The organism is Nostoc sp. LEGE 06077 (assembly GCF_015207705.1).
Taxonomy (GTDB): domain Bacteria; phylum Cyanobacteriota; class Cyanobacteriia; order Cyanobacteriales; family Nostocaceae; genus Nostoc_B.
The window spans coordinates 57,829-84,172 of sequence record NZ_JADEWI010000025.1 but is presented as its reverse complement, the minus strand read 5'-3'; the positions used below and the strand labels follow the sequence as shown (position 1 = coordinate 84,172).

Below are 26,344 nucleotides of genomic sequence, written 5' to 3'. Positions count from 1 at the left end.
GATGGAAGAATACTTTAAATAATCTTCGTTTAATTGTTCAACCTCTTTTATTATTTTGGTTGATTTATCCCTGGCTAAATGTTTTTCCCAATTCCGATTTATTGCTTGGATTTAATCACCTAATTTTTACAATGAACCAATTTAAACCTTTTTTCTCTTCTGGATAATTTCATTTATTTACTACTTGCTTATTTCGGAAAGTGACAGAAGAGGGTTAACCCAGGACGAATCGCTACTAAAAAGCGCATCCGTTGAGTTAAAGATACTAGAGTTGATGCCACAACCCAGGCATCTTCGCATGACCTACCGGTGGGTAACAATGCCCCTGTGTAACCCAGGTCATCCACTGCTTGTGCAATTTGTCGAAAGTACTGAAAGCTAACAGATCTCCCGCCTGTTGCTGTTCCCAAGTACCGCCCATCGCCGTGGGTAGGGATGAACCATAGTAGCTGCATGAGTCTTAATCCTTATTAAAGACGGTAACTTTATCGACTTACCGTATTTTGCTTTCATAAAGAGTATCACACATCAAACTCACGGAAGCAAGAGGTTTTTTTAGTCAGTGCATCATCAGTTTTTGATTGGGAGCATAGAAACACATAAAAATTCCAGCGATACACCCTCAACCCTCCAATGCGGGTTGTTACTGACGATACTCCGCAAAAGCCAACTTTGTTTGTGTTGCTCCAGAGCAAAGTTTGAAAGGCTGTGGGCTATTGATCTCATAACGAGAGGATCAAAAATATTTTCTTGTGATTAATTCTGACTTGTGAATTCTGCTTCAAGTATATTAATTTACTAATTCTTATATTTTTTGTTAAACTAACTTTAAATTACATAAAGCCAATAGTTTTACCGGATTTTATTTTATACATCATCACTAAAATCGCAATTCAGCTATTAGCTATGAGTAATAGGTACTAAATTTATTTTTATACATTAAGGAGATCAGAAAATGGGGCCGATGTTTATTAATGCTGATGATTGGCCACATATAGGATTTAGACTAATTATGGCGCTGCTAGTAGGTTGCATGATTGGGTTTAACCGTCAGCAAGGTGGTAGACCGGCCGGAATGAGAACATTTATGTTGGTCAGTATGGGAGCCGCTTTGTTCGTGATGATTCCCTTACAGGCTGAAGGTGATAGTCCCTATGCAGCAACTAATGCTTTAAGTCGGACAATTCAAGGTGTTGCTACTGGGGTAGGATTTCTCGGAGCCGGATTGATTTTACAAGACTCACCAAGAAAAAGTGCTACTCCTAAAGTACGAAATTTAACTACAGCTGCTTGCGTATGGACAGCAGCAGGGTTAGGTGCGGCTATTGGCTGTGGTTTATGGCAAATGGGATTATTAGGTGGACTATTGACGTTGATTACCCTCAGTGGCGTGAAACATATTAATAAGTCAATGGGATTTAAGTTTGGGAAGAGTGACAAAACAGTAGCTCAAGAGAAAGTCAATATCTTTGAGCCTGATGATAATGATTAATTGTAGGATTTGAGTTTTCTCTTTTTTATAAGCTTTAGGCGATCGCATCCAAGCAATATTCGACCAACATCCATCAGAATCAGGTGATGGCTGTCTTTTATGAGAACTTGATCAAAATAGAATATATACGTCCGATTTGAGCCAACTTTTCCAGACATTGGTATAAGTCTTACATCTGTGTAAAATAACTAGGCAGATCAGCAACGAATATCTGGAAACATTATGGTTAATCCTAAGATTGGCATTATTGGTGGTAGTGGACTATATAAAATGGCAGCACTGAAGGATGTAGAAGAAGTGCAAATTCAAACTCCCTTCGGTTCACCTTCAGATGCTGTGATTTTGGGGATATTAGAAGGAACACAGGTGGCTTTTTTAGCGCGTCATGGGCGCAATCATACCCTGCTACCATCGGAATTACCATTTCGCGCTAACATCTATGCGATGAAGCAACTAGGTGTAGAGTATTTAATTTCGGCTAGTGCGGTTGGTTCTTTGAAAGCCGAAGCGAAACCATTAGATATGGTAGTACCAGATCAGTTTATAGATCGCACTAAAAATCGGGTTTCCACCTTTTTTGGCGAAGGAATTGTGGCGCATATTGCCTTTGGAGAACCGATTTGTCAAAATTTAGCTGGAGTATTAGCAGAGGCGATCGCATCTCTCAATTTACCAGATGTCAACCTACATCGTGGCGGCACATATATCTGCATGGAAGGGCCAGCATTTTCCACCAAAGCCGAATCCAACCTTTACCGTAGTTGGGACGCAACAGTAATTGGTATGACAAACTTACCAGAAGCCAAATTAGCCAGAGAAGCAGAAATTGCCTATGCTACCTTGGCACTAGTTACAGATTACGATTGTTGGCATCCAGATCATGATAGCGTCACCGTCGAAATGGTAATTGGTAACTTACAACGCAATGCAGTTAACGCCCAAAAAGTAATTCAAGAAACAGTCCGTCGTTTGAGTGAAAATCTACCTTCCAGTGATGCACACTCCGCCTTGAAATATGCAATTTTAACTCAATTAGATCAAGCACCAACGGCAACAAAAGAAAAATTGCGGCTGTTATTACAAAAGTATTTATAAATGTAACTTGGGTGAAGCGTAGCACAAGCAAACATAGATATCAGTGTTGGGTTTCACTCTTTACCTAGCTATCATGATGTACAGCTTTGTTGATATTGTGATTACTAGAAGCGATCGCCCCAAGTCAAGCGATAATTACAATGCGCTAAAAGTAAGCAAATCCTGCCTCTAATTTCTTACTAATACTTGTCAGAACCGAAATAAATCAATGCTTGTGAAAGCAATGTGGTGCATCTCTATTGCGAAGTATTGGCTGCATACCTTGATATCGCTAACTTCGACCACGCAATCAAGGTATGCAGTATTAGCTGCTGAAAGTCTTACAGCTTAGGCAGTTGAACAAGTAACCTCATTTTTTTCTTAATGAGCTTTCTTACTTACGCCCAATCCATAAATAAATCAAGGATTTTACGAATGTTCCATTGGGAGCAGTATAGCCACAATTAGACAGTGACTGTTTTAGCTTGAAATGTCTAATCGAAAATTTAAGAAATTAACTTCTGAATAGGGTTACATGACATTCAACTCTGAATAAATTGGAGACACAATTATTTTTATCTGGCTAGAGTGATGAAAGCGCAGTAGTTACTTAGGCAACTTGAGACACTCTTTGCTGAATAGGAATTTTAACAATGAATGCTGTCCCGTTTCCTGGGGTAGATTGGCAGTTAATATTACCGCCGTGCTTTTCTACAACAATTTGGTGGCTGATAGATAAGCCTAATCCGGTTCCTTTACCCGCTGGTTTAGTTGTAAAGAAAGGTTCAAACAACTTTGCTTGTACTTCTTGACAAATGCCTGGGCCGTTATCAGCAATGTGAATAGTAACCCAGTCATCTCCAATCATACTTGTACGAATTTCGATTCGGCTTGGTTGTTGTTTAATTTCCTCAAAGGAACGCTGTTGATTGTAATCATCCAAGGCATCAATAGCATTAGATAGAATATTCATAAAAACTTGGTTGATTTGTCCGGCATAGCATTCCACTGGTGGTAACAAACCATAATTTTTTACTATTTCGATTTCGGGATGCTCTGGTTTTGGTTTAAGACGATAATTTAAAATTGTGAGCGTGCCATCCAGACATTCATGAATATCAGTCTCCGTTCGGTTAGCATCGTCTGTACGCGAGAAAACCCGCATGGATTTGACAATTTCACGAATTCTGCGTGCGCCAAAATTCATCGAATTGAGCAATTTCAATAAATCACTCTCAAGAAATTCTAGGTTTGTTACTTCTAATTCTGCTTGAATTCGAGGTGTAGGATGAGGATATTCTTCTTGATACAAATGCAGAAGATGTAGAACTTCTTGAGTATATTCATTTGCATGAACGAGATTGCCATAAATGAAATTTACAGGGTTATTAATCTCATGAGCAATACCAGCTACCATCTGTCCTAAGCTGGACAGTTTTTCACTTTGAATTAGCTGAATTTGTACTTTTTTAAGGTACTCATAAGCTTGGCTAACTTCTGTAACTTTTTGCTCTAATAGGACATTTTTATGCTCTAGTCTTGTGGCTAAATCATGCAGTTTTAAGTGCAATTTTACCCGTGATAAAACTTCTTCTTGTTGGAAAGGTTTAGTGATATAGTCTACAGCACCTACTTGGAAACCTTCAATTTTCTTGCTGGTATCTGACAGTGCCGTCATAAAGATAACGGGAATATCTTGAGTTTTTGGATCTGCCTTTAATAAACGACAAGTTTCAAATCCATCTATTTCTGGCATCATGACATCTAACAAAATTAAGTTGGGTAGCGCATATTTGACCCGCTCTAGTGCGACTTTTCCTGATTTCGCTACCCACACTTCCAGACCTGCTTGATCCAAGGTATCAGACAAGACACCTAGATTAGCAGGATTATCATCAACAATTAGAACTGTCGTAATTTGTTCGATTGTAAGGCTCATAACGCTTACTTGTGAGGGTGAATTAAGGCCAGAATTTCTTGGTCTTGAAAACCTTTTGCCAGTTGATGCAGCTGTTTGGCAAAGGGAACATATTTTTGATCTATTTGTGAGATTAATGCTGCCTGTTTTATGATTCCCCTAAAATTGCCTTTCATTACTAACTCATACAGAATTTCTAATTCGGCTGGAGGTGGTAAGACTAGTTCAGGATGCGCTTTAAATATCTGATTTTCATTTGTCTGCTCTTCATACAGCCATTCTAAATTCAGATGTTGTCGCAATTTTTGAAATAGCACGATCGCCTGTACGGGTTTAGGCAGAAAATCATTACCGCCTGCTTCGATGCTGCGATGTTGATCGCTTTCAAACACGCTGGCTGAAGAAACAATAATGATGATGTTTTTAAAAGCTTCTGACTGGCGAATGCGCCCGATTAACTCAAAACCATCCAGTTCTGGCATCAGCAAGTCAGTAAGCACGAGATCTGGTTGAAATTCTAAAATCTTTTGCCAACCTTCTTCCCCATCATTAGCTTCCACAACTTCAAAGCCAATGGGAGTGAGCAAGTTGTTAATTACCGAGCGGTTTTCCCATTTATCATCAGCAACCAAAATCTTGGGTTTACGGTCTTTGATACCGATAATTTGTCCATAGTCGTCAGCTTGAGAGGTTTTCACCCATTCTTGGGCTTCTGGCAGGTAGACATCAAACCAGAAAATACTGCCTACACCGCTCTCACTTTGAACTTGAATGGTGCTGTCCATTAATTCCACAATTCTTTGGCTAATGGCCAATCCTAATCCTGTGCCTTCAATTTGTCGTTGTCTGTCACCTGCTTGCTCAAAGGGTTGAAAAATGCTTTGGAGTTTGTCTTGAGCGATACCAATTCCACTGTCGCGGACTTCAAAGCGGATTTTGCCTTCTGAGGCATAGCTAATGGTAAAGGTGACTTGACCTGCATCGGTAAATTTGATGGCATTACTGAGGAGGTTAATTAATACTTGTCGCAGCCGCTTTTCATCAGCACGGATACCAACGGGTAGTTCCGAAGCCATCTGATAACGGAATGGAATGCCTTTTAGTTCCGCTCGAATGCGACACATCTCCGCTACACCTTGGAGGAACGCAGGAAAGTGGAAATCGCTGGTCATCAGTTCCACTTTTTGGGCTTCGATTTTCGACAAATCGAGGATATCGTTAATTAAGGTGAGCAAATGAGAACCGCATTGATAAATGACATCAATACGCGATCGCTCGTCTTCATGGAGATTTTTAGAACGTTGCAAAATTTGGGCATAGCCGAGGATACCATTCAGCGGTGTGCGTAACTCGTGGCTCATGTTAGCGAGAAATTCGCTTTTGGCATGACTGGCGGCTTCTGCTGCTTCTTTAGCTTTAGCAAGAGCGATTTGGGTTTGTTTGCGCTCATGAATATCGGTGTGGACTCCAATCCACTCTCTGATACTGTTATCTGCGTCCAAAAGTGGTACTGCTCGGACATTCATGTAGCGATACTCACCATCGTGGCGGCGCAGGCGATGTTCCAATTCATAAAGTTTCCGGTTAGCCAGGGCATCTGTCCAAATCTCGATAGTGTGTTCTTGATCCTCAGGATGAATAGCATTCAGCCATCCCCAGCCTTTTAACTCCTCAAAAGATTGTCCAGTAAACTCACTCCATTGGGGTTGGTGAGTGACAAATTCACCCTCTGCTTGGCTATACCAGATGATTTGGGCAGTGGCTTCAATGAGCTTGCGGAATCTTTCTTCGCTGAGTTTTAGTGCAAGTTCTGCTTGTTTGCGATCGCTAATATTGCGCGTGATCGCAATAATGCCCAAGATGTTACCATGCGTATCCCGCCAAGGAGCCTTGGAAGTCAAATAAGTTCCTTGACTTTTCCCATTAGAGAGTTCTTCCTCGTAAGTTACGCCAACACCTGTTTCTATTATCTGGCGGTCTTTTGCCATGATTACAGATGCAACTTCAGGTGGAAAAACTTCAGTATCGTCTTTTCCGATGACTTCCTCAACAGTTTTGCCCAGAAAGTTCGCAGAACTAGAATTGAGGGTAAAATATACTCCCTTACAATCTTTAACAACAATAAAGTCTGGTGTGCTTTCTAAAATCGAGCGCAGTAATATGTTGCTTTCTTTTAAAGCGGTTTCTGTTTGTTTGCGCTGAGTGATGTTTTGAGTAAACATCGTAATTCCGCCGATTTCACCGTTTGTCAGATGCCAAGGACGGAGTGACCAGCTTACCCATTCGACAGAACCATCTGCTCGTGGATAGGGGTCTTCATCACGTTGAGCGATCGCTCCTGCTAAACACTGTTGGTGAATCTGCTTCCATTCTGAGGGAATATCACGAAAAACCTCGTAATGAGAGCGTCCAATAATGTCTTTAGTCAGGTTATAGTCTTCTAGCCATTTGCGACTCACAGCAACATAGCGCATATCTCGATCAAATATAGCTATTCCCATAGGAGCATATTCAATCGAGTTATGCAGAGCTATTTCTGGTGGATGGGAATTTATATCAATTTTCGCTCCAATCCCCTGAAATTCAATGTCCTGAGGGTTGCTTTGCTCTGGTATGTAGCTCATGCTCTTTGATACTTGTTCTCCTGAAAGTGGTCAGAGGGGAATCTGCTGTTGGGTCGTTGGCAAATCTACTTGAGATTCAGAGTTCCCTAGAAATTCTGAAAACTAACAAAAAACTAAGTTGAGATTGCTTTATTATGGCAATTCAATAAAGCTACATATTTTGTTATTTACTCATAACATTTATTAAAAATTACGTATTGTAATGCAACAAAGTGTGAAAATACCCCATTTATGAGGTATCCCGAATACTGTTTTCTTCAAATTGAAATTATTTGGACTTTATTTGCTGCTGCTGTAGCTTTTTCACGTGCCTGTTGAACATTTGCAGCTTTTGCTAAAGCCACACCCATATGGCGATAACGATGAGCAGATGGTTTACCAAATAATCTAATATTAATTTTTAATCGTATATAAAATTGACGGTCAATATTGTTGAGAACATCATTAACATCCCACCAAGCAAAATAGAGATCGCCAATCCGCCAGTTGCCCAATCCAGCACATCAGTGTTATCCATCTTAAAAATCAACTCCGCGTTTGAGTTCTACGCCTTGATTTGCATAGTGTTTGTGGCAGTATACCTCAGAGTGGATACTGGCTAAATCAAAGTAAGCTGGTTGCTGTTGGCAACGGCCTGTAATGATAATTTCTGTGTCGCGGGGTTTGCGGAGTAAGGCTTGGACGATGGGTTCTACTGGGAGAAGTTCTAAATCTACGGTGGGGTTGAGTTCATCTAAGATGATAGTTTTATACAACCCAGATGCGATCGCAGTTTTGGCAATTTCCCAACCGCGTTCGGCTTCGACATAATCTAATTCTTGTCGAGAATTACGCCACACGATCGCATCTCGGCCACAGCGTTGATGATCTACTACTTCTGGATAAGATTGTTGCAAGGCGGCGATCGCTGCGTCTTCTGTATAACCGCTACCACCTTTGAGCCATTGCATAATTAACACGCGGGTAGAACCGGGATGGTTAATCCCTCTACCAATGGCTTGTAAGGCTTTACCCAAGGCGCTAGTAGATTTACCTTTACCTGCACCAGTATAAATTTCAATCCCCTCAATTAATAGCTGTTGGGCTGTGGGGTGGTGTTGCGGTTTCATTTCCGAGTGTAAATCGGCAATTTCCAGCAACTTTTCGGGTGCGCCGCGTCCGGTGGCGATGATTTCCAATTCTTGCGGCTTAGATTTTAATGTCTGCACCACTTCATCTACAGGTAGCAAACCCAAATCTAGAACTGGATTAAGTTCATCTAAAACTACTACTGAATACAAACCAGAGGCGATCGCACCTTTAGCCACGTCCCAACCCCGTGCTGCTTCGGCGCGATCGTAGGGGATAATTTCTTCGGCACTAAAAAATTCGGCTCTTCCCGTCCGTACCTGATCAATTAAATGGGGAAATCCACGCTGCAAAGCAGCGATCGCACCATCCTCATCATAATCACGTTCTGGCCCTTTTAAAAACCGCAGCAGTAAGACGCGATTGGAATTACTTGGTGTATTGATTCCTAAACCAATCGAGCGCAGAACTACCCCTAAAGCCGCTTGAGATTTACCTTTACCCAAACCGTCATAAACGTGAATTTGACCTGTGAGTCGTTCAGAACGCGCTTGCGCCGTGCGAATACCAATGCCGTTCCTTGTCATCTCTCGAAAACCTGTAACGTAGCAGTCTCTAATCTTACCTAACCTCTTGCACTTCCAGATCTAAAAAATCTCTTTTGGGTGCTTCCATACAAGAGTTAGCAGGATATATTAACAGGGTAAATAGGGGTATACTGGCACACCAAGATCATAAACAGCGATCGCAATGCCATAATTGCCTCCATCAGCCTGATTATCCCAACGTTACCCTCTCACTTTCAACTTTACCATTGACCTTCTATGCTAGAAAATTTTACCCTGCCGCGACTTCTGCCCATTGGGGTGATGTTATTTAACCTGTTATTTTTCCTCATTTCTATCCCCATTGAGGCTTATGTTTTCAATCGTCGGCTCAAATTTGACAAAAAAACTAGTATTTTTTATGCCATAGCTACTAATCTCTTTTCTGGGACTCTTGGTTGGGTCATATTTTTTGTATTAGAACCAATGTTGCCTCCAGAGATTAAATCGGAATTAATTAATTATGTATTTTTTAATAACTTTAGATATCCGACTACCCAAGCGACTTTGATTTTAACTACTTTCATTATTTTCTTTGCTACTTTTTTAATGAAGTTTTTACTGTTACAACTTTTGGTCTTTACATTAAGAGAAGATGGTTGGAAAAAACCAGAAATTGTCGAAACATCTCAACGTCGACAGTTACGCCGTGCTATCCCCGGCATTAAATTGCAAACCACTAATTTAGTGACTACTACATTAATAGCCAATTCTCTTAGTTATACAGCGATTACAATTATTTTGTTAATTCGTAATCGATAAATTGGCACTTTTTTGGTCAAATAAATTATTTAGGGGTGAAATCATGAATGTTCTACTGAAAGATTTACTGGGCATATTTAAGTTTACTGAAGATATCTATGCCAGAGTTAAAAAAATATTAGTGCCAAAACAAGCTTATGCTTGGCAAACATTTATTTATTTAAGTGTATTTTCTGGGGCGCTATCTTATTTTGCCATAGGTTATGTCAGAGATATAATTGCATTTTGCGGGTGGTTATTTTTAATAGCTGGTACAGCTTGGTATACCACGGATGATCCCCTAAGAGTGCCTGGGACTTTTATGCCTGTAGGCGCAGTAATTACAGGTTTATTAGTGAGTGTTTTTGCTTTTGGCAATCAACAGGATGTCATTACACCAAGAACCATTGTACTTTGGCCTACTATATCGGCTTTAATTACAGCAATTCCTGAATTTATTGAAGGCTCAGATACGACATCTAAAGCGCAAATTCCCAAACCAGAAGTTAGGCAAAAAATCCTCGTTTTAGTTGCCAGTTGTATGATTTTAAGTTGCTGGCTACAATTTTACTTTGTCATGGATAAATGGCTACAAGAATATCCCAGCTTACGAGCAGATAATTTTCAGCGTAGCACCTTTGTCAGAAGAACAGATATTATCGAAAAAGTTCCGAAAAATGGCATTGTAATTTTAGATAAATTGCAACCACTAGTAGAACAACAAATAGATGAAAGACCTTGGTCACAAGTAGAAAGATGGCTGCTAGATGCAAAATTACAAGTAGGAAATTTGGGTAACAGAGTAATAGAAAAACAACTAGCTAGATATGAAGAAAAAGCTCTGTGGCGTGTGGAACCGCGTGTGGTTAACACAAAATCAGGTGGATATGTCTTAGATTTACTGAGTATTTGGCGAGGGCCTAGTTCTAGCCAAAAAGGATATTACTTAAAAAAATCTTGTCGGATTGACCCAGTAGCAACTTCGACTAAAAAAGCAATTACAAGTACCAACCCAGAGGACAAAATTGCTGTTGGAGAAATAGAATGCGATCGCGTCAGTAAATTTATCGCAGGTTCCCCTCCACCACAACAGTAATTTCGTGAGAGTAGGGGGAAAAGGGAGAGTATATGAATTACAACTCAGCACTCAGCACTTTTTAAAACCAATGAGAACTTTTGTAATTGCGAAAAATGTCTTTCAGGAAGTGGTGCGCGATCGCATTTTATATGTGATTGGATTTTATGCTTTAATTCTGGCGATCGCTGCACGAGTACTACCTGAAGTGTCTGCTAGTAATGAAAATAAGATATTTTTAGACTTTGGGATAGTGGCTATGAGTGCCATGAGCTTAATTGTCGTGGTATTTATAGGTGCTGGACTGGTTAAAAAAGAAATTGATAAACGCACTATTTTAGTGTTAATTGCTAAACCAGTTAGCCGGAGTGAAATTATTGCTGGTAAATTCTTAGGTTTGTCAGCAGTTTTGGCTATTTTAATAGCGACAATGACAGCTATTTATCTAGTATTTCTGCAACTGGAGAATATTCCTCATCCCACACTAAGTATTTTAATTGCCGCAGTTTTTCTGTTTTTACAGTTATCTTTAATCAATGCTGTGGCTATTACGTTGGGTGTGTTTACAAATTCCTTGTTGGCGGTAACTTTAACCTTTGCTGTGTACTTAATGGGGAATATCACTCAAGATTTAGTGAAATTGGGTCGTTTGAGCCAAAATCCAACGCTGGAAAGAATCACCCAAGGGTTGTATCTAATTTTGCCAGATTTATCCCGCTTAGATTTAAAAAATGATGCGGTTTATGGACTGCAAGCCTTACCTAATGCAACTATGTTAATCACAAATGCAGGCTATGGCGTACTTTATAGCATCATGCTGTTGGCGATCGCTAGTTTTGTTTTCTCAAAGCGGGAATTTTAAATATTAGTCAAAATCAAAAGCTGTTTGTAATTCTTAATTAATTTAGTGGATCTTTCTAAAAGAAATCTAAAGAGACCTAAGAGTAATAAAACCGAAGGGTAGGATGCAGATAACCTTTCGCTAACATGGCTGAAACCAGAATCTTCGCAGGTATATACCAACATAACTAAAAGTATTAGGTAGGAAACAACAATGCTGGAAAGTCTGGGAAGAATTAACAATCCATTAATCAGAAGCGTTGCAACAGCCGCTACAGTTTGCTCAGTAGTCACTTTATCTACTGCTATTGTCATTGGAGTCACTAATCCTAAAGATAAATCTGCTTATCAGCTTGGTGTCTATTCCTCAATATTTGGGGCTGCGGCTGGGGCAATACTTGGCTTAGTTTATACAAGTAAATCAAGTGAAACTACATCCACTCCAGATATTGAAGTATCAGACAGTGATGTTTGGCAAAATTGGCGAAATTTTGTGGTTGTGCGGAAGGTAAAAGAAAGCGAAGAAATTACCTCTTTCTATTTACAACCTGAAGATAAAGGGGAAATTCCTAACTTTCAACCAGGACAATTTTTAACGATTAAACTAGATATTCCTGGACAGAATAAGCCGGTAATTCGGACTTACTCGCTTTCAGATTATTCTAAAACTTGTGAATATTATCGGCTTTCGATTAAGCGAGAACTTGCACCAAATGGCTTAGATGTTATGCCTGGTATCGCATCTAATTTTATGCACGATCACATTAACAAAGGTGCAATTATTCCCGCCAAACCACCAAATGGTAAATTTGTTTTGGATGTGCAGAAATCCACCCCCGCAGTCTTGATTAGCAATGGTGTGGGAATTACACCGATGATTAGTATGGCGAAAGCTTCTACTCGTCTCAACCCTCAGCGTCCTATTTGGTTTCTACATGGTGCTAGAGATAGCGACTTCCATGCTTTTCAAGATGAAGTGATGGAAATTGCCCAACAAAATCATAATTTAAATGTACATATTCGTTATAGCCGTCCAAAACCGGAAGATACAGGTAAATATCACAGTGTTGGGTATGTTGATGCGGCTTTAATTCAAGAATTAAATATACAAGAAGCTGAATATTTTTTATGTGGTTCATCACCATTTATTCAGTCTATTACTGAGGGACTGAAAGCAGCCGGTGTTCCTAATAATAAAGTCTTCTTTGAATCTTTCGGTAAACCGATGAAAAGTGAGTCTGAAAAATCAACTCAGACTGTAACTCAAGGTGAAGAGTTCGCCGAAATTGTCTTTGCCAAATCTGGCAAAACTTTAACATGGCAACCAAGTGATGGCACTATTTTAGAATTTGCCGAAGCTAATGATATTAATCCGCCTTTTAGTTGTCGCGTTGGGGTTTGCGGTACTTGTATGTGTAAAGTCCAGGAAGGTGAAGTTGCTTATCAAGAAGAACCAAGTGCCACAACTGATCAGGGTTCGGTGTTGATTTGTATTTCCCAACCTGGAAGTTCTAAATTAATATTAGATATTTAATAAATTCTGGTGATTATCAATCAGCTTTAGCGACTAAAGTTACAGGCTACACAAACAAAACCCGCCTACGCGGGTTTAAGAATTTTAGCAAATACTTTAATTGATAATAATTATGTTAGGTTTGTAGATTGTACCTTCAGGCATAATAGTATCTCTGAGCTTACTATAAATTATTTTCGTTTCCCAAAGATTTGCATTTAACAAGTTTGCCTGAGTTAAATTAGTCCATGTTAGGTCTGCACCATTTAAGTTGGCTTCAGTTAAATCAGCCTCTAATAATATTGCACCACATAGACTGGCTCCTTGCAAATTAGCTCTGATTAATTTGGCTTCGATTAAAGAGGCTTCAATTAATTTGGCATAACTCAAGTCTGCTTCTGTGAAATCTGTACCACACAAAGAAGCTCCCCAAAAGTTACTATTACTACATTGCGATCGCCATAAATAAGACTCGCACAAATTAGCATAACTTAAATCAGCATTGCTCAAATTTGCTTGGGCTAAATTTGCCTCACTTAAGTCTGCACCATTCAAAATAGAACCAGATAAATTAGCACAGCTTAAATCTGCTCCCCGAAATTTAGCACCACTTAAATTTAATTCTTTTAACTCAATTCCTCGCAAATCACATCCACTAAAATCCTGCTGTTGACCACATTTGTCTGTAATTTGGCTAGAGATTAATTCTTGCACATCAACAAAACTTCTCATGGTACTCACCTCAGAGTGTCAATAATTGCAAAGCTCAATTGTGAGAGTCAATCAATTTTGGATTTGGGATTTGCCCCATAGATTAATCTTGAGGCTTAGATTATCAAAGAATTTTGAGAAAATTTGGACACTGTATATTGAGAGTACACTACTACCGAGAATTTGCTGAAGAAAAAAGTATTAATCATGAAAGAAAAATTTTAAATTAACGGAAAATAGGCTTAAATTGTATTTCTCACAACAAAACTTGCTGACATAAGTCAGGGAAAAGTAATAATATTGCTAAATTTATACATCAATTGATCTGCTCATATCCCCAACTTTTGAAAAAATTGGGTATCTTGTTATGCACTAATAAAAATAATTATTCTTCGCCCCAGGTTTGTAACTGAAAATACACTAAAACTAAAGTTACAGCTAACAGAACTGTCGCAGCAGCAGCAGCATACCCAAAATCAAATTGACCAAAGGCTTCTTGATAAATGTAGTAAACCAATAAATTAGTCGAATTTAACGGGCCGCCACCAGTAATGACGTAAACTTGCTCAAAACTCCGTAATGTAAAAATTGCTGTGGTGATTGTGGCAAAAATTAAAGTCGGGCGTAATCCAGGCAAAGTAATATGCCAAAATTGTTGCCAAGCATTTGCACCATCTAATTCGGCTGCTTCATAGCGACTGGGGGGAATTGCTTGCAACCCTGCTAAAAAGACAACCATATTAAAACCTAATTGTTTCCAAATACTTAAAATAATTAATACAGACATTGCCCAAAATGTATCTCCTAACCAAGAAATGGGTGCAATGCCAAATAAATTGAGAAATGCGTTGACAGGGCCAGTAGTTTGAAATAGCCAGCGAAACCCTAAACCAGCAGCTACTAGAGAAATTATAGAAGGTAAAAAATAGGCACTTCTTAATATTCCCCGCAAAGCTAAAGAACGATTTAATAACACTGCCAATCCTAGGGGAATAATTAAGCTGGGGATGACAGTAGCAAGGGTAAAATAGATTGTATTGCCTAAAACTTGCCAAAAATCAGGGTTAAGTAACAAGCGCCAGTAATTTTTTAACCCTACCCAATAAGTACCTGTGGATGTAAAACTACCAGCAGTGAAACTGAGGTAAAACAAATAGGCGATCGGCCAAATTACAAAAATACCTAATAAAATTAATGCGGGCGCAAGAAAAGTCCAAGCGGCAAATGTATCATTATCTAACCACGATTTATTACTATATATTTTTGGCATCTATTAATTTTTCCTTGTTGCTGTTATGACCTTTCGCCCTGATTCTACCTTTAGCTTGGTTTCTCCCATTATTAGCGATCGCCTACCATATAGTGATACTCCTATCAAACTAGGAATTTTAGCTTCTGGGAATGGCAGTAATTTTGCAGCAGTTGCCCAAGCTGTTGACGACGGGCAAATTAACGCCCAAATTCCAGTTCTAATTTACAACAATCCAGGGGCGAAAGCAGCAACACGCGCCGCAAGTCGTGGTATAGAAACGGTGTTATTAAATCACCGAGAATATAAAAATCGGGAAGCTTTAGATAGGCAAATTGTCCAGACTTTACACCAGCATGATGTAGATTTGGTAATTTTAGCTGGTTGGATGCGGTTGGTGACATCAGTTTTAATTGATGCTTTTCCTCACAGAATTATTAATATTCATCCGAGTTTGTTACCGAGTTTTAAGGGTCTTCATGCGGTGGAACAAGCTTTGCAAGCTAAGGTCAAAATTACTGGTTGTACAGTGCATTTAGTTTGTTTAGAAGTGGATAGCGGCCCAATTTTGATTCAAGCAGCAGTACCAGTATTAGCCGAAGATACCCCAGAAACACTCCACGCCCGGATTCAAATTCAGGAACATCGAATTTTACCACAGGGAATTGCGATCGCTGCTAGTCAACTCCAATCCAGACTGACACCTTCTTGATTTAACGTTGCTGCCTTTTCCAAAAATAGCTGGAAATCCAATTTGTTAATATATGGGCAACAATCGGCACTAACAAATTTCCACTCAATAAAGCGCTATATCCCAGAATTAACCCAACTACCGTTGCCCAAATTACATAAGGCCATTGTTGGGAACCACTGAGGTGTAAAACTCCAAAGCACAGGCTAGAGACAATCACGGCTACATGGTCTAAGCCTAAAGCTGGCAACATTACACCTCGAAATAATAATTCTTCACTTAACCCAGGTAGTAAACCCAGCCAAATTAAATCAGGCCAAGCTAAAGGTCTTAATACTAATTCTAAGTAATAGTCCGCACTTTGACGATATAAAGGCCACAATCGATAAACTAAACCACTCAAGGCGGTAATGAAAAGTCCTACGCCCAGTCCCCACAAAAAATCTATTTGGTTCCATTCCCACTTAAATAGGAACACATTACCAAAGCGTAACCACACTTTGGCAACTGTCCACAATAGAATTGCCGTCACCCCCATTGCTACCAGCACTTGGGTACGCGTCAAGTAGGGAATTTCTGGGTCTTGTTTTTGATGTTCTACCACGGGTTTTTAGGGAATAGGGAGAAAGATATATGAAGTATGTAGACGCGCAGCGGCTTGCCGAAGGCTAGTGTGAAGTATGAAATTTTATCCTTTTTACTTTTTACTTTTGCCTTTTTACTTTTGGCTATTGACCAAAGCATCTGGATTGATACCGGCTTTGAGGGCAACTAAAACACCTACTGCTTCTAAATATGAGTTTACCTGTATGGATTTAATTGCCAAAGCTTGGGCAGGAACTTGGATTTGCGTTGTATTATCTTTGACGGTAATTATTTGGCATTGGCTTTGGCTTAAACTGAGTAAAGCACTGCCACCACAAGCATTGGCAGGCACAATCACCGCATCTATTTGATCAGCCCAAATATCTTCTTGGCGAGACGTAAATAATTGTTTCTCGACAATAAATTGGGGGGCGCGACTCAAGCCGACAAGGACGCTTGGTAAAAAAGTATAGCCTAATTCTTCGGCGGCGGAACGAGGAGATAAATCAGGATAAGGGGGGGCGCTGGCGAGGGCTGGTGAATGGGCGCAAGGAATTTGCAAATTTCTGACTAGTAAGTGGCTGATTACAGCTTCTGCACCTGCTAAGGGATCTACGCCTTTACCTTGGCGATAGTTCTGCACAGCATCTTCATCTATATCATCAGGGAAACGGGCGACAACAGCGATCGCTTCTGCCCCTATTTTATTGATTAATATCTCTGCTGCGCGAAGTAAACTATCTGGATTGCCAATGGTTCCCCAACTAGCCCCTGATGGGGAAGTGCGTAATTCTACATTTAATGGGGCATCAGTAATTACGTAATCTGTGATAGTTAATCCCAGGGTTGCCCTAGCTGCGTCAGCGGCTTGTAAGTGTCGTAGCCGTAAATCTGGTTCAATACCTTGGTCTAAAAGCAAACCTACTTTATTATTGCGGACTGGACGCAAGCCCCAACATCCAGAGGCGAATTTGTCCAGCCCGAAACCTTCCACATAGAAAGCGTTGGGGATATTCCAATATAAACTTGCACCATTGAGGACATTGGGGTGAGTGATCAGGCGATCGCAAACCTGTGCTAATGTTCGAGCAACAGGTATAGCATCGCCAGCATAACCCCCAATCGCTGCCCCAACGCCAGTAGGTACAATTAAAATAGCAGTGTAAAGACGCATCTGAAGTGCTGAGTGAGTAGAGGTGTAAACTAACGTGAGTTTGATGAACCTCTCCCCAACCCCTCTGTCTTGAAAAGTTTTGCGCCGGGAAACCCGGACGCGTAAACTTTTCGCTCCGACGCGGAAAGGGGCAGAAATCTTCCTTGTTTTCAACAAAAAGATTAGGGTTTCAAAGCCTCTCCACCCGTGGGGGAGAGGTTTGGAGAGGGGTTTTTATATCTGTTGAACTTACGTGAAACTCCAAGTCTTAAACTTTACCAAGTAATACAATCCTTTAACACCACTCAGCACCAAAACTCATCACTCAGCATTAGCTTGAGTAATGACAGCTTCTACAGCAACTTTTTGTTGTGCTTCATCCACAGAAGTAATAGCCCAACGCAGAGGTTCACCTTGTTTTTTCAACTCAGCTTCAATTGCTGTTTGCAATTCAGTAGGAGTTTCTTGAATGTCAATTTCCGCAGTAATAAAATGAGTAGTCATTGCCGTTTATCCTATTAATTAATTTGTTCTACAATAGCCGAAGGAAGATGAAGTGTGAAGTAATAAATTTTATCTTTCATACTTCATACTAGCCTGCGGCAAGCCGCTGCGCGTCTACATAATTCACACTTTATTGATCTTTCCCAAATTGCAACTGATAAACAATGTCTTCTTTTTCAGTTTCAATTTTCAAATTAGAACGAGGATAGGAGACACAAAGTAATGCGTAACCTTGTTTTTGCAATTCTGGACTAACACCCATACCCTCGGTTTGGTCTACAGTTCCCTCGATGATTTGGGCGGCGCAAGTTGTACAAACCCCTGCATGGCAAGAAGCAGGCAACTCGAAACCAGTAGTTTCCGCTACTGATAAAATAGTTTCATCTTCAGGAACTTGCAGAGTCAGAATTTTACCTTGGTGACGCAGTTCTACGGTGTAAGTATTGGACATATACTAAAAAATGAGTGCAATAGACAAACTCATTATTATATCTGAATTATTTAATAATATTGCAGATATAGTCAATCACTAAATTTTTCCCTCTCATCGGGGAGCGATCGCGACAACTCAATAACCTAAAATTGAACTAAACGCTTGATTGAGCAATCGAGGGTGCGATCGCTTCATATAATCAAGCATCTTACAGAAAATCGGGGTCAATATTTAATTCGCGCAACTTGGCGGCTAGACGTTCTGCACGCTGTTTTTCTTCATCCGCACGCTGTTTTTCCTCGTCCGCACGCTGTTTTTCTTGTGCTGCTAATTCTTCGGGTGTCGGTACTAACTCCCCTTGTGCTGTAAAATAGCGTAATTGATTGTTCTGCACACCCAAGTATAAATCTAATTGCTGACTCCATAACCAACTTTGGGGATTTGGTTCTATGGGTTGGTAATTTCCATCTACTAAATGAAACCCGACAAATTCTAAATTATTGGGGTCAAACCAAAAATATTCTGGTGTGCGAAATATATCTTGGTAAATTTGTTTTTTTAAGCCTTTATCTGTAGCCTTTGTGGAAGGGGAAAGTAACTCGACAATGATATTAGGATACTTACCGTCTTCTTGCCAGATTACCCAACTTTTGCGGGGTTTTCTTTCACATCCTCGTACGACAAAAAAGTCAGGGCCGCGAAATTCTTCTGATTTAAGTTGACGTTGGCTGTAGTAAATTGTCAGATTCCCCGCAGCATAAAAGTCATTGCGGTTTTGCCACCACAATTCTAAACATTGTAATAACAGAATAATCTGGCGTAGATGTAAATCGCTTTCCAATGGTGGTTCGTCACTTTCAATATCTCCTGGTGGAAATATTATATCTGCTGCTGGTTCTAATTCTTGGGCGACTGACATGACTTGATTATGCCTAGGGGTATGATTGGAACAATTCGCAATTCGTAAGTAGTGAGAATAACTTACAAATATGTTGTTAAGACTTAACTGTTACTGCTAACTGTAATCCCAAAGCATCCAACAAAGCATTTAAATTATAAAATTCAATATCCCCTTTTTCTAAAAGCCTTTGCTCAAGTTGATAGTAAAGTTGTTGGACTTGTGCAGAAAATTGATTAATTCCTCCCTGTGCTTCTATGACACTTTTCAGTGCTTTACTTAACATTTTAGGGTCGCCTTCTTCTAAAACAACTTCGATATAAGCTGCGGCTTCTAGTGGATTTTGCAGGTCTTGTATCAGTTTTTCGTGATAGCTTGTACTTCTAGGCATCATCTCTACTCCTGTAGTCTTGCCAATATTTTTTAGCTTTAACAATATCTTTATCTTGAGTGCTTTTATCACCACCACACAAAAGAATAATAATTACTGAGCCTTCCTCACCAAAGTATATGCGATAGCCAGAAGCATAATCTATTCTAAGTTCAAAAACTCCATCACCAACTGATTTGGCATCACCTAAATTACCCTCCTCTACTCGGTCAAGTCTTACTCTGATTTTAGCTTTTGCTCTTCTATCCCGCAGAGAGTCAAACCACTCAGAAAAAATATCTATACCATCAGGTCTTAAATAATTCCTGATTTCTTTTGGTTGAACTTCCATGATAAATTTGAAAATGCTTGAGTAAAAGAGTTTGATCCATTACTTTAATAATCACAAAGAAATTAGTTATAATTATTTACGGGACGCGCGATCGCGAATTCTTTTGCTTGTGAAAAGAGAGGCGGATAAATTTTATCAACTCACTCTTGTCCATTGAAGTAGTGTTTACTAGTGGCGGAATCAATAAACTTGAAGCTTACAAGGATGGGCATTGCTTTCGTAAAGCCTGGAAATATGTGGCAAAATTAATAGCCATGCCCACCTTCTGTTAGCTAGGCGTGGTAATAGGTCTTGCTTGATAGGCATTTTTGATTGCTATCCAGCTACTCGCAATTGGCATTCGCCAGCCTGTACCAAAGGCGCGGTCTGTAATTTTCAAGCCGGGGGGTGCTTGTCGCCGCTTGAATTCAGCACGGGCTACCATTTGAATTACTCGGTCGACAATTATCGGGTCATGACCTGCTGCAACTATTTGGGCGGCTGATTCATGGTCATGAATGAAGCGTTGCAAGATGTCGTCTAAAATTTCGTAGGCTGGAAGAGAATCTTGGTCAACTTGGCCGGGTTTGAGTTCCGCACTGGGGGCTTTGGTGAGGATATTTTGGGGGATAACTTCTGTTGGGAGTGCTGAGTGCTGAGTGCTGAGTGCTGAGGGATGGGAGTTTAACCAGTGGCAAATTTTATAGATACAGGTTTTTGGTACATCAGCGATAACTGCTAACCCGCCGTTCATGTCGCCGTAGAGGGTACAGTAACCAACTGCCATTTCTGACTTATTGCCCGTGGATAATAAAAGATAGCCAAATTTATTAGCGATCGCCATTAATAAGTTACCGCGAATCCGCGACTGAATATTTTCTTCGGCGATGCCAAATTCTGTCCCTGCAAACAAGTCCGCTAGACTATGATCAAAGCCTTGCATGAGTTCGCCTATGGGTAAAATTTTGGTTTGAATGCCTAAATTTTTACCTAATGCCAAAGCATCACTTACAGAATGTTCGGAACTGTAAGGGGAAGGCATCAGCACACCGAGGACATTTTCTTTACCAAGTGCTGCTGTGGCGATCGCTGCTACTAATGCCGAATCTACACCACCACTTAAACCTAATACTACTTGAGAAAAGCGGCATTTCAGCGCATAATCTTTCACACCTAAAACCAAAGCTTGCCAGATTTCTTCTTCTGCTGATTCGCAAGTAGGGACTAAGGAACTTAACTCTAAATCTCGTTCTTTTTCGTTAAATTCTAAACTTACTAAATCAGTAGCAAAACCACGGGCGCGACACATAATTTCACCTTGACCATTCAAAGCAAAACTATAGCCATCAAATATCAAATCATCATTACTACCTACTTGGTTGACATAAATCATCGGCTGTTGAAAACGCACTGCACTATGTTTCAGCATCGATTCTCGAAACTGCGGTTTGCCGACGCTGTAAGGTGAAGCCGATAAATTAACAATTAAATCTACGCCTAAAATTGCTAAATCTGCAATGGGATTAACGGCATAACTCCGTTTGCCCCAAAATTCTTCATCGTTCCATAAATCTTCGCAAATAGTTACGCCAATATGGATATCATCTAAGGTGAAATAATTAGCTTGTAAACCAGGTTCAAAATAGCGGTCTTCATCAAATACATCATAAGTAGGCAAAAGCCGTTTGTAAAAAATTTGCTTGACTTTGCCTGCTTCTAATAAAGCAATACTATTAAATAAATTTTTCCCGCCAGTGATATGAGATTTGGTATTTGGTTCAACAGTTCCGACTAACACAGCTAATTTCGGCGGCAAATCTCTGGCTAATTGTTGTAATGTCATCCCCATCGCCGAGACAAAACTCGGATTTAATAACAAATCCCTTGGGGGATAACCACACAAAGAAAGTTCTGGGGTTAACAATAAACGTGCGCCCGTTTTTACCGCCTGTTGTGCTGCTTGGAGAATTTTTTGGGCGTTTCCTGGTATATCACCAATTGTGGGGTTAAGTTGAGCGATCGCAATTTTCATACTTTAAATAAATACCAAAGGCTTATCTTTAAAGGGTGCAAAAGCCTCAGCGTCGAATTTATATAAACTAGCTGGACGACCTGCACCGCGTGATACCTTTACTCCGGTATCGCACAAAAAACCTAACTTGAGTAGTCGCGCCCGAAAATTAGAGTAATCAGAGAAGTTTTCCCCTAAAACAGTTGTGTATAGCTGATACAAATCGTTTAAAGTAAACATTTCTGGTAAAACTTCAAAGGCGACAGGGCTATACTCTAATTTATTTCGCAGTCGTCTGTGACCATAAGTGAGTAGTTCATTATGGTCAAAGGCTAATTGTGGCACTTGCTTGACTGGATACCAAGCAATTCCAGCGACTTTATCAGCAATTAATTCGGCTTCTTCAAATCTGACTAGGGCAAAATAACTAACTGAGAGATAACGCACCCCATAACTATCTGTTGCTTCCCTAGGGTCACGATTTGGCCCACCAAAGGTATACAACTGTTCTAAATAAAGATTGTTGACTCTGATTTTCTCGGCCATGATGCGATAGGCCGCATCTTCTAAAGATTCGCCTTGACGCACTAATGTCCCCGGAAGACTCCAATAATTTAAAAATGGTTCTTGCTGTCGCATGACAAGGAGAACCAAAAGTCGATTTTGAGCAGTATCTACAGAAAAAATTACATTATCAACACCTACTTTAAAATCAGCCAAAGGTTGTTGATTTAGCGGAGTTGGAATCTTTTTGTGGTTGCGTCCTGGCATTTGTACAAATGCTGTTGATGAATATAGGCAACAATGGGAGCTATGAGGGCTTCAGTATCTCCATGTTCACGATAAGCTGTTGAGGATACATCTAAACCTGTGAGGGTAGCGATCGCAATTTTACCTCCCAATTTTTTGATGTTGTCTAAGCTAGTTTCGGCTATGGCATATCCCGGTCTGGGGACAATTAATAGTTCTACTTGCTGTAATAAATCTTCAATTCTATACCAGCGTGGTAGTTGATTGATCAAATCTGAGCCAATCACTAAGGTGTATTCCGCCGCTTCGCCCCAATGCTGTTTTGCTTTTTCTACTGTTTCCAGTGTCCGCCAGCTACTTAAATCTTGTGTCACAGCAACGTTATGTTGTGCTGCATCCATATCCGCAATTAACAGTCGCAACATCGCCGCCCGATGTTCTAACTGGGTTTGATGAGACTTAAACGGATTATCCGCCGCCCAAACTGCCACCCAATCATAACGTTCCGACAACCATCTTAAAATCTCTTGATGCCCAGCGGTTGGCGGATCAGCACTTGTACCAAATAAAGCAATTCTCATGATTTTACTTCGCGCCCTTTGCGTTCTTTGCGGTTAGTTCCTTAGTCTCTTCAGTCAACTTCTGCAACCCAGCAGAAATCTCCACCTGTAAAGCTACAGGATGAGTTAACCGTCGTGTCTCCTCTGGCAAACTTGCTACTGTCGCCGCCGTCCGCTGGCGAATTTCTGCCAAACTTTCTGGCAATTGCACCCGCTGACCTTCTTTCATCACCAATTGCAATAAAGGTGTTTCTGATAAGGGTGTTTCTGTAATTAACCCCAACCTATCAGCTTTGACCTTGCCATCTACAAATGACCGAAAAATCTGCTTGCGTCCTGGATAAGTCACCTTACCACTGGACTGTTTCATTACTGGAATGCCATCAATATCTACGAGTTTATACACTCCGTTGACAGGTGTACCTGTGACGAGTCGCGTTCCCAAACCGTATCCATCAATTACTGCCCCGGCCGCCTTGAGTCGGGCAATTTCCCATTCATCCAAGTCGCCACTCGCCACAATTGGCACATTTGGTAAGAGCGATCGCACTTGTTGGGATAAACTCACTAAATCCCCAGAATCCAGCCTTACCCCCGATAATTCCATTTCCCCGGCATTAACTTTAGTTGCCAACTGTTCAGCCGCCGCGATGGTATCGTAAGTGTCTATCAACAATGGCGCACCGGGAAAATAACGATGAAATGCTGTAAAAGCTTCGGCTTCACTACCTTCCATTGCTGACAACGCCATAACTAAAGCGTGAGCCATCGTACCACTTGGCTGCTGACCTAGTTGTAGCGCTGCTAACACATTAGAGGTGGCATCTAATCCCCCCGCTAAGGCTGCCCGCGCTGCCCACAAAGCACCTTGGGGACTGAATGCCCGCCGCGTACCGAACTCTAAAAGCTTGGCTTTTTCCCCAGCAACATCACGTAGGCGCGCCGCCCTGGTGGCAATCAAAGTTTGATAATTGATTGTATTTAATAGATAAGTTTCGATGAGTTGGGCTTGCCATAGCGGTGCTTCGATTCGCAAAAATGGCTCGTTAGGAAAAACCGCTGTGCCTTCGGGAACTGCCCAGACATCCCCAGTAAACTTACATTCAGCTAATAAAGACCAAAAGCGATCGCCTGCGTGGGCAAAAATTCCTGTCGCCTGTAGGGCGGCAATTTGCGAATGAGTAAAACTTAACTTTTCTAAATATGCCAGGGCTTGTTCTAGTCCCATTGCAATGAGATAGCCAAAATTTTCTGGCGATCGCCTCACAAATAACTCAAAACTAGCTTGTTTTTGTTCTAAACCTTCACCTACATAACAAGCTGCCATTGTTAACTGATAAAGGTCTGTTAGCAAGCTGTAATCAGCCGCAGAGATTGTCAGATCTTGGTGCTGGTAGCTGCCCAAGTCGGGGATAGTTGCCATGTAAGAGTGTCCTTACAAGAGTGCTGCTTTTCTATTATGGTAGATTTTACCATAAATAATGTCAACTCCTCTGATAGATTTAGATTGTATACTTCACCAAATCAACATAATTGCTTGGGGATAATCATCATTTATGCCAATATTTAATATTTTTTAATAGTTTATTTTGCATAAATCAAATTTTATCAGACATTCATAGACAAGAGAATTGAGAAATCAAACAGCTTTGATTTCTAGCTTTCAGTCCTAGATTTTTTGCTCTAATAATTTGAAATCCTCTATCTGTAAAGTAAACAGGTGTAATCAAGAGTTTTGTTATAATAGAAATGGAAGCAAAACTTTAAACTTTTTAGACAACATAAAGTATTGCAAAGCTATCTGAAAAACTATTGCGTAAACTCTCGATATATTGAGAGTCTGAGCGATATGAAAATATGGAATTAAAGTAGAAAGATAACTATTAAATTGACTCAAAAATCAGGAGTCTAAGATTATGGCTATTTCCAATATCATCGCTAGGATAACCGAGTATATCTCTGAAGCGGCAATGCGAATTTTTGGCCCTACAGATGATCAATATCCGCTGATTGGGGTGCAGCCTTTTACTGGTGAACCTTATAAGAAAGGTACTGCTGATATTTGGTAGATCATGAAATATTTAAAAATGAGTGAGGTAAAGGCTTGAGCTAAAAACTTAAGCCTTTTTATTTGGTGAAAACAGGTAAAATATTTTAGCAACAGCCAATGTAATTAGGACATCAACACATCGTAAAACCTAGATACTAAAAAACTTTTAACTCTGTCACCTATCCCCTGCTATAACTGTTTATTTCCGAAAAATCTCAGCAAAAAATTGCCGCATATCTTCCCAAGAACGTTTGTCCGCAATAGGATTATATAGCGCTCCTTTTAACTCCCCTTTATATTCTGGGTTAGTAAAAGCGTGTTCTGTACCACCATAAGAAATTAATTGCCAGTCTACATTTGCTTGGCGCATTTCGTTTTCAAAGGCTGTAACTTGTTCTGCTGGTACAAATGGGTCGTTAGCACCATGTAATACTAAAACTTTGGCTTTGATATTTTTCGCATCGTTGGGGTTTGGTGTATCGAGATTGCCATGAAAACTGACTACTCCGGCGATATTTGCACCGCTACGAGCAAGTTCTAAGACTGTACCGCCGCCAAAACAGTAACCGATCGCAGCAATTCGATTAACATCAGTTAGAGGATTGGCTTGTAATACTTTTAACCCAGCTAAGGCGCGATCGCGCAACAATTTTCTATCTTGGCGATAAATTGTCGCTTGTTTACCCGACTCTTCAGGATTTTTTGGTCTAATACCTTTACCATAAATATCCGCAGCAAAAGCAACATAGCCCAGTTTGGCTAACTGTTCGGTGCGTTTTTTTGCATAACCTTGCAAGCCATTCCATTCATGCACCACCAAAACCCCAGGACGCTTACCTTTAATTGCATCATCGTAAGCCAGATAGCCTTGTAAAACAGTATTTCCTTGCTTATACTCAACATTTTTTGTTTGAATTACAGCCAAAGCCTGTGTAGCAGCCAACAATGCAGCAAAAGGTGTAATCAACCCACAAAGCAGTAATTTCATCAGAGGAAACCCAGTATAAATATTAATCTGGGATGATTATGCCTGGAAAAATGACAAAAAAGAATAGGAACTATAGCAACAGCTAAGACGGTTAAAACCTCAACAGAAAG

General features: G+C 40.3%; 25 protein-coding genes and 3 pseudogenes. 9 read left to right on the top strand and 19 right to left on the bottom strand.

Annotated features, from left to right (window positions below; all coding sequences use genetic code 11):
* Window positions 1-167, top strand: a pseudogene (locus tag IQ244_RS17225) (IS701 family transposase); the annotation flags it as partial.
* A gap of 48 nt (window positions 168-215) precedes the next feature.
* On the opposite strand, the pseudogene IQ244_RS17220 reads toward IQ244_RS17225, so the two are convergent.
* Window positions 216-455: pseudogene (locus IQ244_RS17220) on the bottom strand (LLM class flavin-dependent oxidoreductase); the annotation flags it as partial.
* A gap of 500 nt (window positions 456-955) precedes the next feature.
* On the opposite strand from IQ244_RS17220, the gene IQ244_RS17215 reads away from it, so the two are divergent.
* Both IQ244_RS17215 and IQ244_RS17210 read left to right on the top strand, forming a co-directional pair.
* Window positions 956-1,492: an MgtC/SapB family protein gene (locus IQ244_RS17215; RefSeq protein WP_193896191.1), complete on the top strand. Its 537-nt coding sequence runs from the start codon at window positions 956-958 to the stop codon at window positions 1,490-1,492.
* A gap of 222 nt (window positions 1,493-1,714) precedes the next feature.
* Entirely contained in the window at window positions 1,715-2,587 is an 873-nt protein-coding gene (locus IQ244_RS17210; protein WP_193896189.1) for an S-methyl-5'-thioadenosine phosphorylase, read from the top strand.
* Between the two features lie 589 nt (window positions 2,588-3,176).
* Here IQ244_RS17210 and IQ244_RS17205 read toward each other — a convergent pair.
* The 4 genes and pseudogenes from IQ244_RS17205 to IQ244_RS17190 form a co-directional block, all read right to left on the bottom strand.
* Entirely contained in the window at window positions 3,177-4,505 is a 1,329-nt protein-coding gene (locus IQ244_RS17205) for a response regulator (RefSeq protein WP_193896187.1), read from the bottom strand.
* Between the two features lie 5 nt (window positions 4,506-4,510).
* Window positions 4,511-7,108: a PAS domain S-box protein gene (locus IQ244_RS17200; protein ID WP_193896185.1), complete on the bottom strand. Its 2,598-nt coding sequence runs from the start codon at window positions 7,106-7,108 to the stop codon at window positions 4,511-4,513.
* Window positions 7,109-7,365: 257 nt separating this feature from the next.
* Window positions 7,366-7,506: pseudogene (gene purT / locus IQ244_RS17195) on the bottom strand (phosphoribosylglycinamide formyltransferase 2); the annotation flags it as partial.
* A 120-nt stretch (window positions 7,507-7,626) separates the two neighbouring features.
* Window positions 7,627-8,763 carry a cob(I)yrinic acid a,c-diamide adenosyltransferase gene (locus tag IQ244_RS17190; RefSeq protein ID WP_193896183.1) on the bottom strand — a complete coding sequence of 379 codons (1,137 nt, stop codon included), beginning with the start codon at window positions 8,761-8,763 and terminating at the stop codon, window positions 7,627-7,629.
* A 237-nt stretch (window positions 8,764-9,000) separates the two neighbouring features.
* Here IQ244_RS17190 and fraC point away from each other — a divergent pair, with 237 nt between their 5' ends.
* The 4 genes from fraC (at window position 9,001) to IQ244_RS17170 (ending at window position 12,971) form a co-directional block, all read left to right on the top strand.
* Window positions 9,001-9,543, top strand: coding sequence for a filament integrity protein FraC (fraC, locus tag IQ244_RS17185; RefSeq protein ID WP_193896181.1), 543 nt, complete (start codon window positions 9,001-9,003; stop codon window positions 9,541-9,543).
* A 43-nt stretch (window positions 9,544-9,586) separates the two neighbouring features.
* A complete protein-coding gene (gene fraD / locus IQ244_RS17180) occupies window positions 9,587-10,618 on the top strand; it encodes a septal junction protein FraD (protein ID WP_193896179.1) in 1,032 nt (343 codons plus the stop codon).
* 70 nt (window positions 10,619-10,688) lie between these two features.
* Window positions 10,689-11,459, top strand: coding sequence for an ABC transporter permease (locus tag IQ244_RS17175; RefSeq protein ID WP_193896177.1), 771 nt, complete (start codon window positions 10,689-10,691; stop codon window positions 11,457-11,459).
* A gap of 192 nt (window positions 11,460-11,651) precedes the next feature.
* Window positions 11,652-12,971, top strand: a complete 1,320-nt coding sequence (locus tag IQ244_RS17170; protein WP_193896175.1) for a 2Fe-2S iron-sulfur cluster-binding protein — start codon at window positions 11,652-11,654, stop codon at window positions 12,969-12,971.
* 96 nt (window positions 12,972-13,067) lie between these two features.
* On the opposite strand, the gene IQ244_RS17165 is transcribed toward IQ244_RS17170, so the two are convergent.
* Both IQ244_RS17165 and IQ244_RS17160 read right to left on the bottom strand, forming a co-directional pair.
* Complete coding sequence (locus IQ244_RS17165) at window positions 13,068-13,682, bottom strand: pentapeptide repeat-containing protein (protein ID WP_193896173.1); 615 nt, start codon at window positions 13,680-13,682, stop codon at window positions 13,068-13,070.
* A gap of 364 nt (window positions 13,683-14,046) precedes the next feature.
* Entirely contained in the window at window positions 14,047-14,931 is an 885-nt protein-coding gene (locus IQ244_RS17160; protein WP_193896171.1) for a carbohydrate ABC transporter permease, read from the bottom strand.
* Between the two features lie 25 nt (window positions 14,932-14,956).
* Between IQ244_RS17160 and purN the strand changes: the two genes are divergently transcribed.
* Window positions 14,957-15,622, top strand: coding sequence for a phosphoribosylglycinamide formyltransferase (gene purN, locus IQ244_RS17155; RefSeq protein WP_193896169.1), 666 nt, complete (start codon window positions 14,957-14,959; stop codon window positions 15,620-15,622).
* 1 nt (window position 15,623) lies between these two features.
* Here the strand turns inward: purN and IQ244_RS17150 are convergent, their stop codons facing one another.
* The 11 genes from IQ244_RS17150 to IQ244_RS17100 form a co-directional block, all read right to left on the bottom strand.
* Window positions 15,624-16,205, bottom strand: a complete 582-nt coding sequence (locus IQ244_RS17150; protein WP_193896167.1) for a CPBP family intramembrane glutamic endopeptidase — start codon at window positions 16,203-16,205, stop codon at window positions 15,624-15,626.
* A gap of 114 nt (window positions 16,206-16,319) precedes the next feature.
* Window positions 16,320-17,360, bottom strand: a complete 1,041-nt coding sequence (locus tag IQ244_RS17145; protein WP_193896201.1) for a DUF3326 domain-containing protein — start codon at window positions 17,358-17,360, stop codon at window positions 16,320-16,322.
* 300 nt (window positions 17,361-17,660) lie between these two features.
* Window positions 17,661-17,843 carry a hypothetical protein gene (locus IQ244_RS17140; protein WP_193896166.1) on the bottom strand — a complete coding sequence of 61 codons (183 nt, stop codon included), beginning with the start codon at window positions 17,841-17,843 and terminating at the stop codon, window positions 17,661-17,663.
* Between the two features lie 130 nt (window positions 17,844-17,973).
* Window positions 17,974-18,294: a 2Fe-2S iron-sulfur cluster-binding protein gene (locus tag IQ244_RS17135; RefSeq protein ID WP_193896165.1), complete on the bottom strand. Its 321-nt coding sequence runs from the start codon at window positions 18,292-18,294 to the stop codon at window positions 17,974-17,976.
* 190 nt (window positions 18,295-18,484) lie between these two features.
* On the bottom strand, window positions 18,485-19,195 hold the full coding sequence (locus IQ244_RS17130; protein ID WP_193896164.1) for a Uma2 family endonuclease: 711 nt from the start codon (window positions 19,193-19,195) through the stop codon (window positions 18,485-18,487).
* Between the two features lie 76 nt (window positions 19,196-19,271).
* Window positions 19,272-19,565 carry a DNA-binding protein gene (locus IQ244_RS17125; RefSeq protein ID WP_193896199.1) on the bottom strand — a complete coding sequence of 98 codons (294 nt, stop codon included), beginning with the start codon at window positions 19,563-19,565 and terminating at the stop codon, window positions 19,272-19,274.
* Window positions 19,558-19,896, bottom strand: coding sequence for a type II toxin-antitoxin system RelE/ParE family toxin (locus IQ244_RS17120; protein WP_193896163.1), 339 nt, complete (start codon window positions 19,894-19,896; stop codon window positions 19,558-19,560). Before IQ244_RS17120 ends, IQ244_RS17125 begins: the two co-directional genes overlap by 8 nt.
* 268 nt (window positions 19,897-20,164) lie before the next feature.
* Complete coding sequence (locus IQ244_RS17115; RefSeq protein ID WP_193896162.1) at window positions 20,165-21,907, bottom strand: NAD+ synthase; 1,743 nt, start codon at window positions 21,905-21,907, stop codon at window positions 20,165-20,167.
* A gap of 3 nt (window positions 21,908-21,910) precedes the next feature.
* Window positions 21,911-22,657 (bottom strand): NUDIX hydrolase, encoded by a 747-nt coding sequence (locus IQ244_RS17110; RefSeq protein ID WP_193896161.1) that lies wholly within the window; start codon window positions 22,655-22,657, stop codon window positions 21,911-21,913.
* A complete protein-coding gene (locus IQ244_RS17105) occupies window positions 22,618-23,217 on the bottom strand; it encodes a nicotinate-nucleotide adenylyltransferase (protein ID WP_193896160.1) in 600 nt (199 codons plus the stop codon). The genes IQ244_RS17110 and IQ244_RS17105 overlap by 40 nt, the downstream gene beginning before the upstream one ends.
* A gap of 4 nt (window positions 23,218-23,221) precedes the next feature.
* Window positions 23,222-24,619, bottom strand: a complete 1,398-nt coding sequence (locus tag IQ244_RS17100) for a nicotinate phosphoribosyltransferase (protein ID WP_193896158.1) — start codon at window positions 24,617-24,619, stop codon at window positions 23,222-23,224.
* Between the two features lie 493 nt (window positions 24,620-25,112).
* Here IQ244_RS17100 and IQ244_RS17095 point away from each other — a divergent pair, with 493 nt between their 5' ends.
* Window positions 25,113-25,265 (top strand): hypothetical protein, encoded by a 153-nt coding sequence (locus tag IQ244_RS17095; RefSeq protein WP_193896156.1) that lies wholly within the window; start codon window positions 25,113-25,115, stop codon window positions 25,263-25,265.
* A gap of 180 nt (window positions 25,266-25,445) precedes the next feature.
* On the opposite strand, the gene IQ244_RS17090 is transcribed toward IQ244_RS17095, so the two are convergent.
* On the bottom strand, window positions 25,446-26,234 hold the full coding sequence (locus IQ244_RS17090) for a dienelactone hydrolase family protein (RefSeq protein WP_193896154.1): 789 nt from the start codon (window positions 26,232-26,234) through the stop codon (window positions 25,446-25,448).
* Window positions 26,235-26,344: the final 110 nt, after the last annotated feature.

Excerpts from the sequence above, each read along its gene's own strand:
- IQ244_RS17215 (WP_193896191.1), top strand. The coding sequence starts at position 956 with ATGGGGCCGATGTTTATTAATGCTGATGATTGGCCACATATAGGATTT.
- IQ244_RS17210 (WP_193896189.1), top strand. The coding sequence starts at position 1,715 with ATGGTTAATCCTAAGATTGGCATTATTGGTGGTAGTGGACTATATAAA.
- IQ244_RS17205 (WP_193896187.1), bottom strand. The coding sequence starts at position 4,505 with ATGAGCCTTACAATCGAACAAATTACGACAGTTCTAATTGTTGATGAT.
- IQ244_RS17200 (WP_193896185.1), bottom strand. The coding sequence starts at position 7,108 with ATGAGCTACATACCAGAGCAAAGCAACCCTCAGGACATTGAATTTCAG.
- IQ244_RS17190 (WP_193896183.1), bottom strand. The coding sequence starts at position 8,763 with ATGACAAGGAACGGCATTGGTATTCGCACGGCGCAAGCGCGTTCTGAA.
- fraC (WP_193896181.1), top strand. The coding sequence starts at position 9,001 with ATGCTAGAAAATTTTACCCTGCCGCGACTTCTGCCCATTGGGGTGATG.
- fraD (WP_193896179.1), top strand. The coding sequence starts at position 9,587 with ATGAATGTTCTACTGAAAGATTTACTGGGCATATTTAAGTTTACTGAA.
- IQ244_RS17175 (WP_193896177.1), top strand. The coding sequence starts at position 10,689 with ATGAGAACTTTTGTAATTGCGAAAAATGTCTTTCAGGAAGTGGTGCGC.
- IQ244_RS17170 (WP_193896175.1), top strand. The coding sequence starts at position 11,652 with ATGCTGGAAAGTCTGGGAAGAATTAACAATCCATTAATCAGAAGCGTT.
- IQ244_RS17165 (WP_193896173.1), bottom strand. The coding sequence starts at position 13,682 with ATGAGAAGTTTTGTTGATGTGCAAGAATTAATCTCTAGCCAAATTACA.
- IQ244_RS17160 (WP_193896171.1), bottom strand. The coding sequence starts at position 14,931 with ATGCCAAAAATATATAGTAATAAATCGTGGTTAGATAATGATACATTT.
- purN (WP_193896169.1), top strand. The coding sequence starts at position 14,957 with ATGACCTTTCGCCCTGATTCTACCTTTAGCTTGGTTTCTCCCATTATT.
- IQ244_RS17145 (WP_193896201.1), bottom strand. The coding sequence starts at position 17,360 with ATGCGTCTTTACACTGCTATTTTAATTGTACCTACTGGCGTTGGGGCA.
- IQ244_RS17140 (WP_193896166.1), bottom strand. The coding sequence starts at position 17,843 with ATGACTACTCATTTTATTACTGCGGAAATTGACATTCAAGAAACTCCT.
- IQ244_RS17135 (WP_193896165.1), bottom strand. The coding sequence starts at position 18,294 with ATGTCCAATACTTACACCGTAGAACTGCGTCACCAAGGTAAAATTCTG.
- IQ244_RS17130 (WP_193896164.1), bottom strand. The coding sequence starts at position 19,195 with ATGTCAGTCGCCCAAGAATTAGAACCAGCAGCAGATATAATATTTCCA.
- IQ244_RS17125 (WP_193896199.1), bottom strand. The coding sequence starts at position 19,565 with ATGCCTAGAAGTACAAGCTATCACGAAAAACTGATACAAGACCTGCAA.
- IQ244_RS17120 (WP_193896163.1), bottom strand. The coding sequence starts at position 19,896 with ATGGAAGTTCAACCAAAAGAAATCAGGAATTATTTAAGACCTGATGGT.
- IQ244_RS17115 (WP_193896162.1), bottom strand. The coding sequence starts at position 21,907 with ATGAAAATTGCGATCGCTCAACTTAACCCCACAATTGGTGATATACCA.
- IQ244_RS17110 (WP_193896161.1), bottom strand. The coding sequence starts at position 22,657 with ATGCCAGGACGCAACCACAAAAAGATTCCAACTCCGCTAAATCAACAA.
- IQ244_RS17105 (WP_193896160.1), bottom strand. The coding sequence starts at position 23,217 with ATGAGAATTGCTTTATTTGGTACAAGTGCTGATCCGCCAACCGCTGGG.
- IQ244_RS17100 (WP_193896158.1), bottom strand. The coding sequence starts at position 24,619 with ATGGCAACTATCCCCGACTTGGGCAGCTACCAGCACCAAGATCTGACA.
- IQ244_RS17095 (WP_193896156.1), top strand. The coding sequence starts at position 25,113 with ATGGCTATTTCCAATATCATCGCTAGGATAACCGAGTATATCTCTGAA.
- IQ244_RS17090 (WP_193896154.1), bottom strand. The coding sequence starts at position 26,234 with ATGAAATTACTGCTTTGTGGGTTGATTACACCTTTTGCTGCATTGTTG.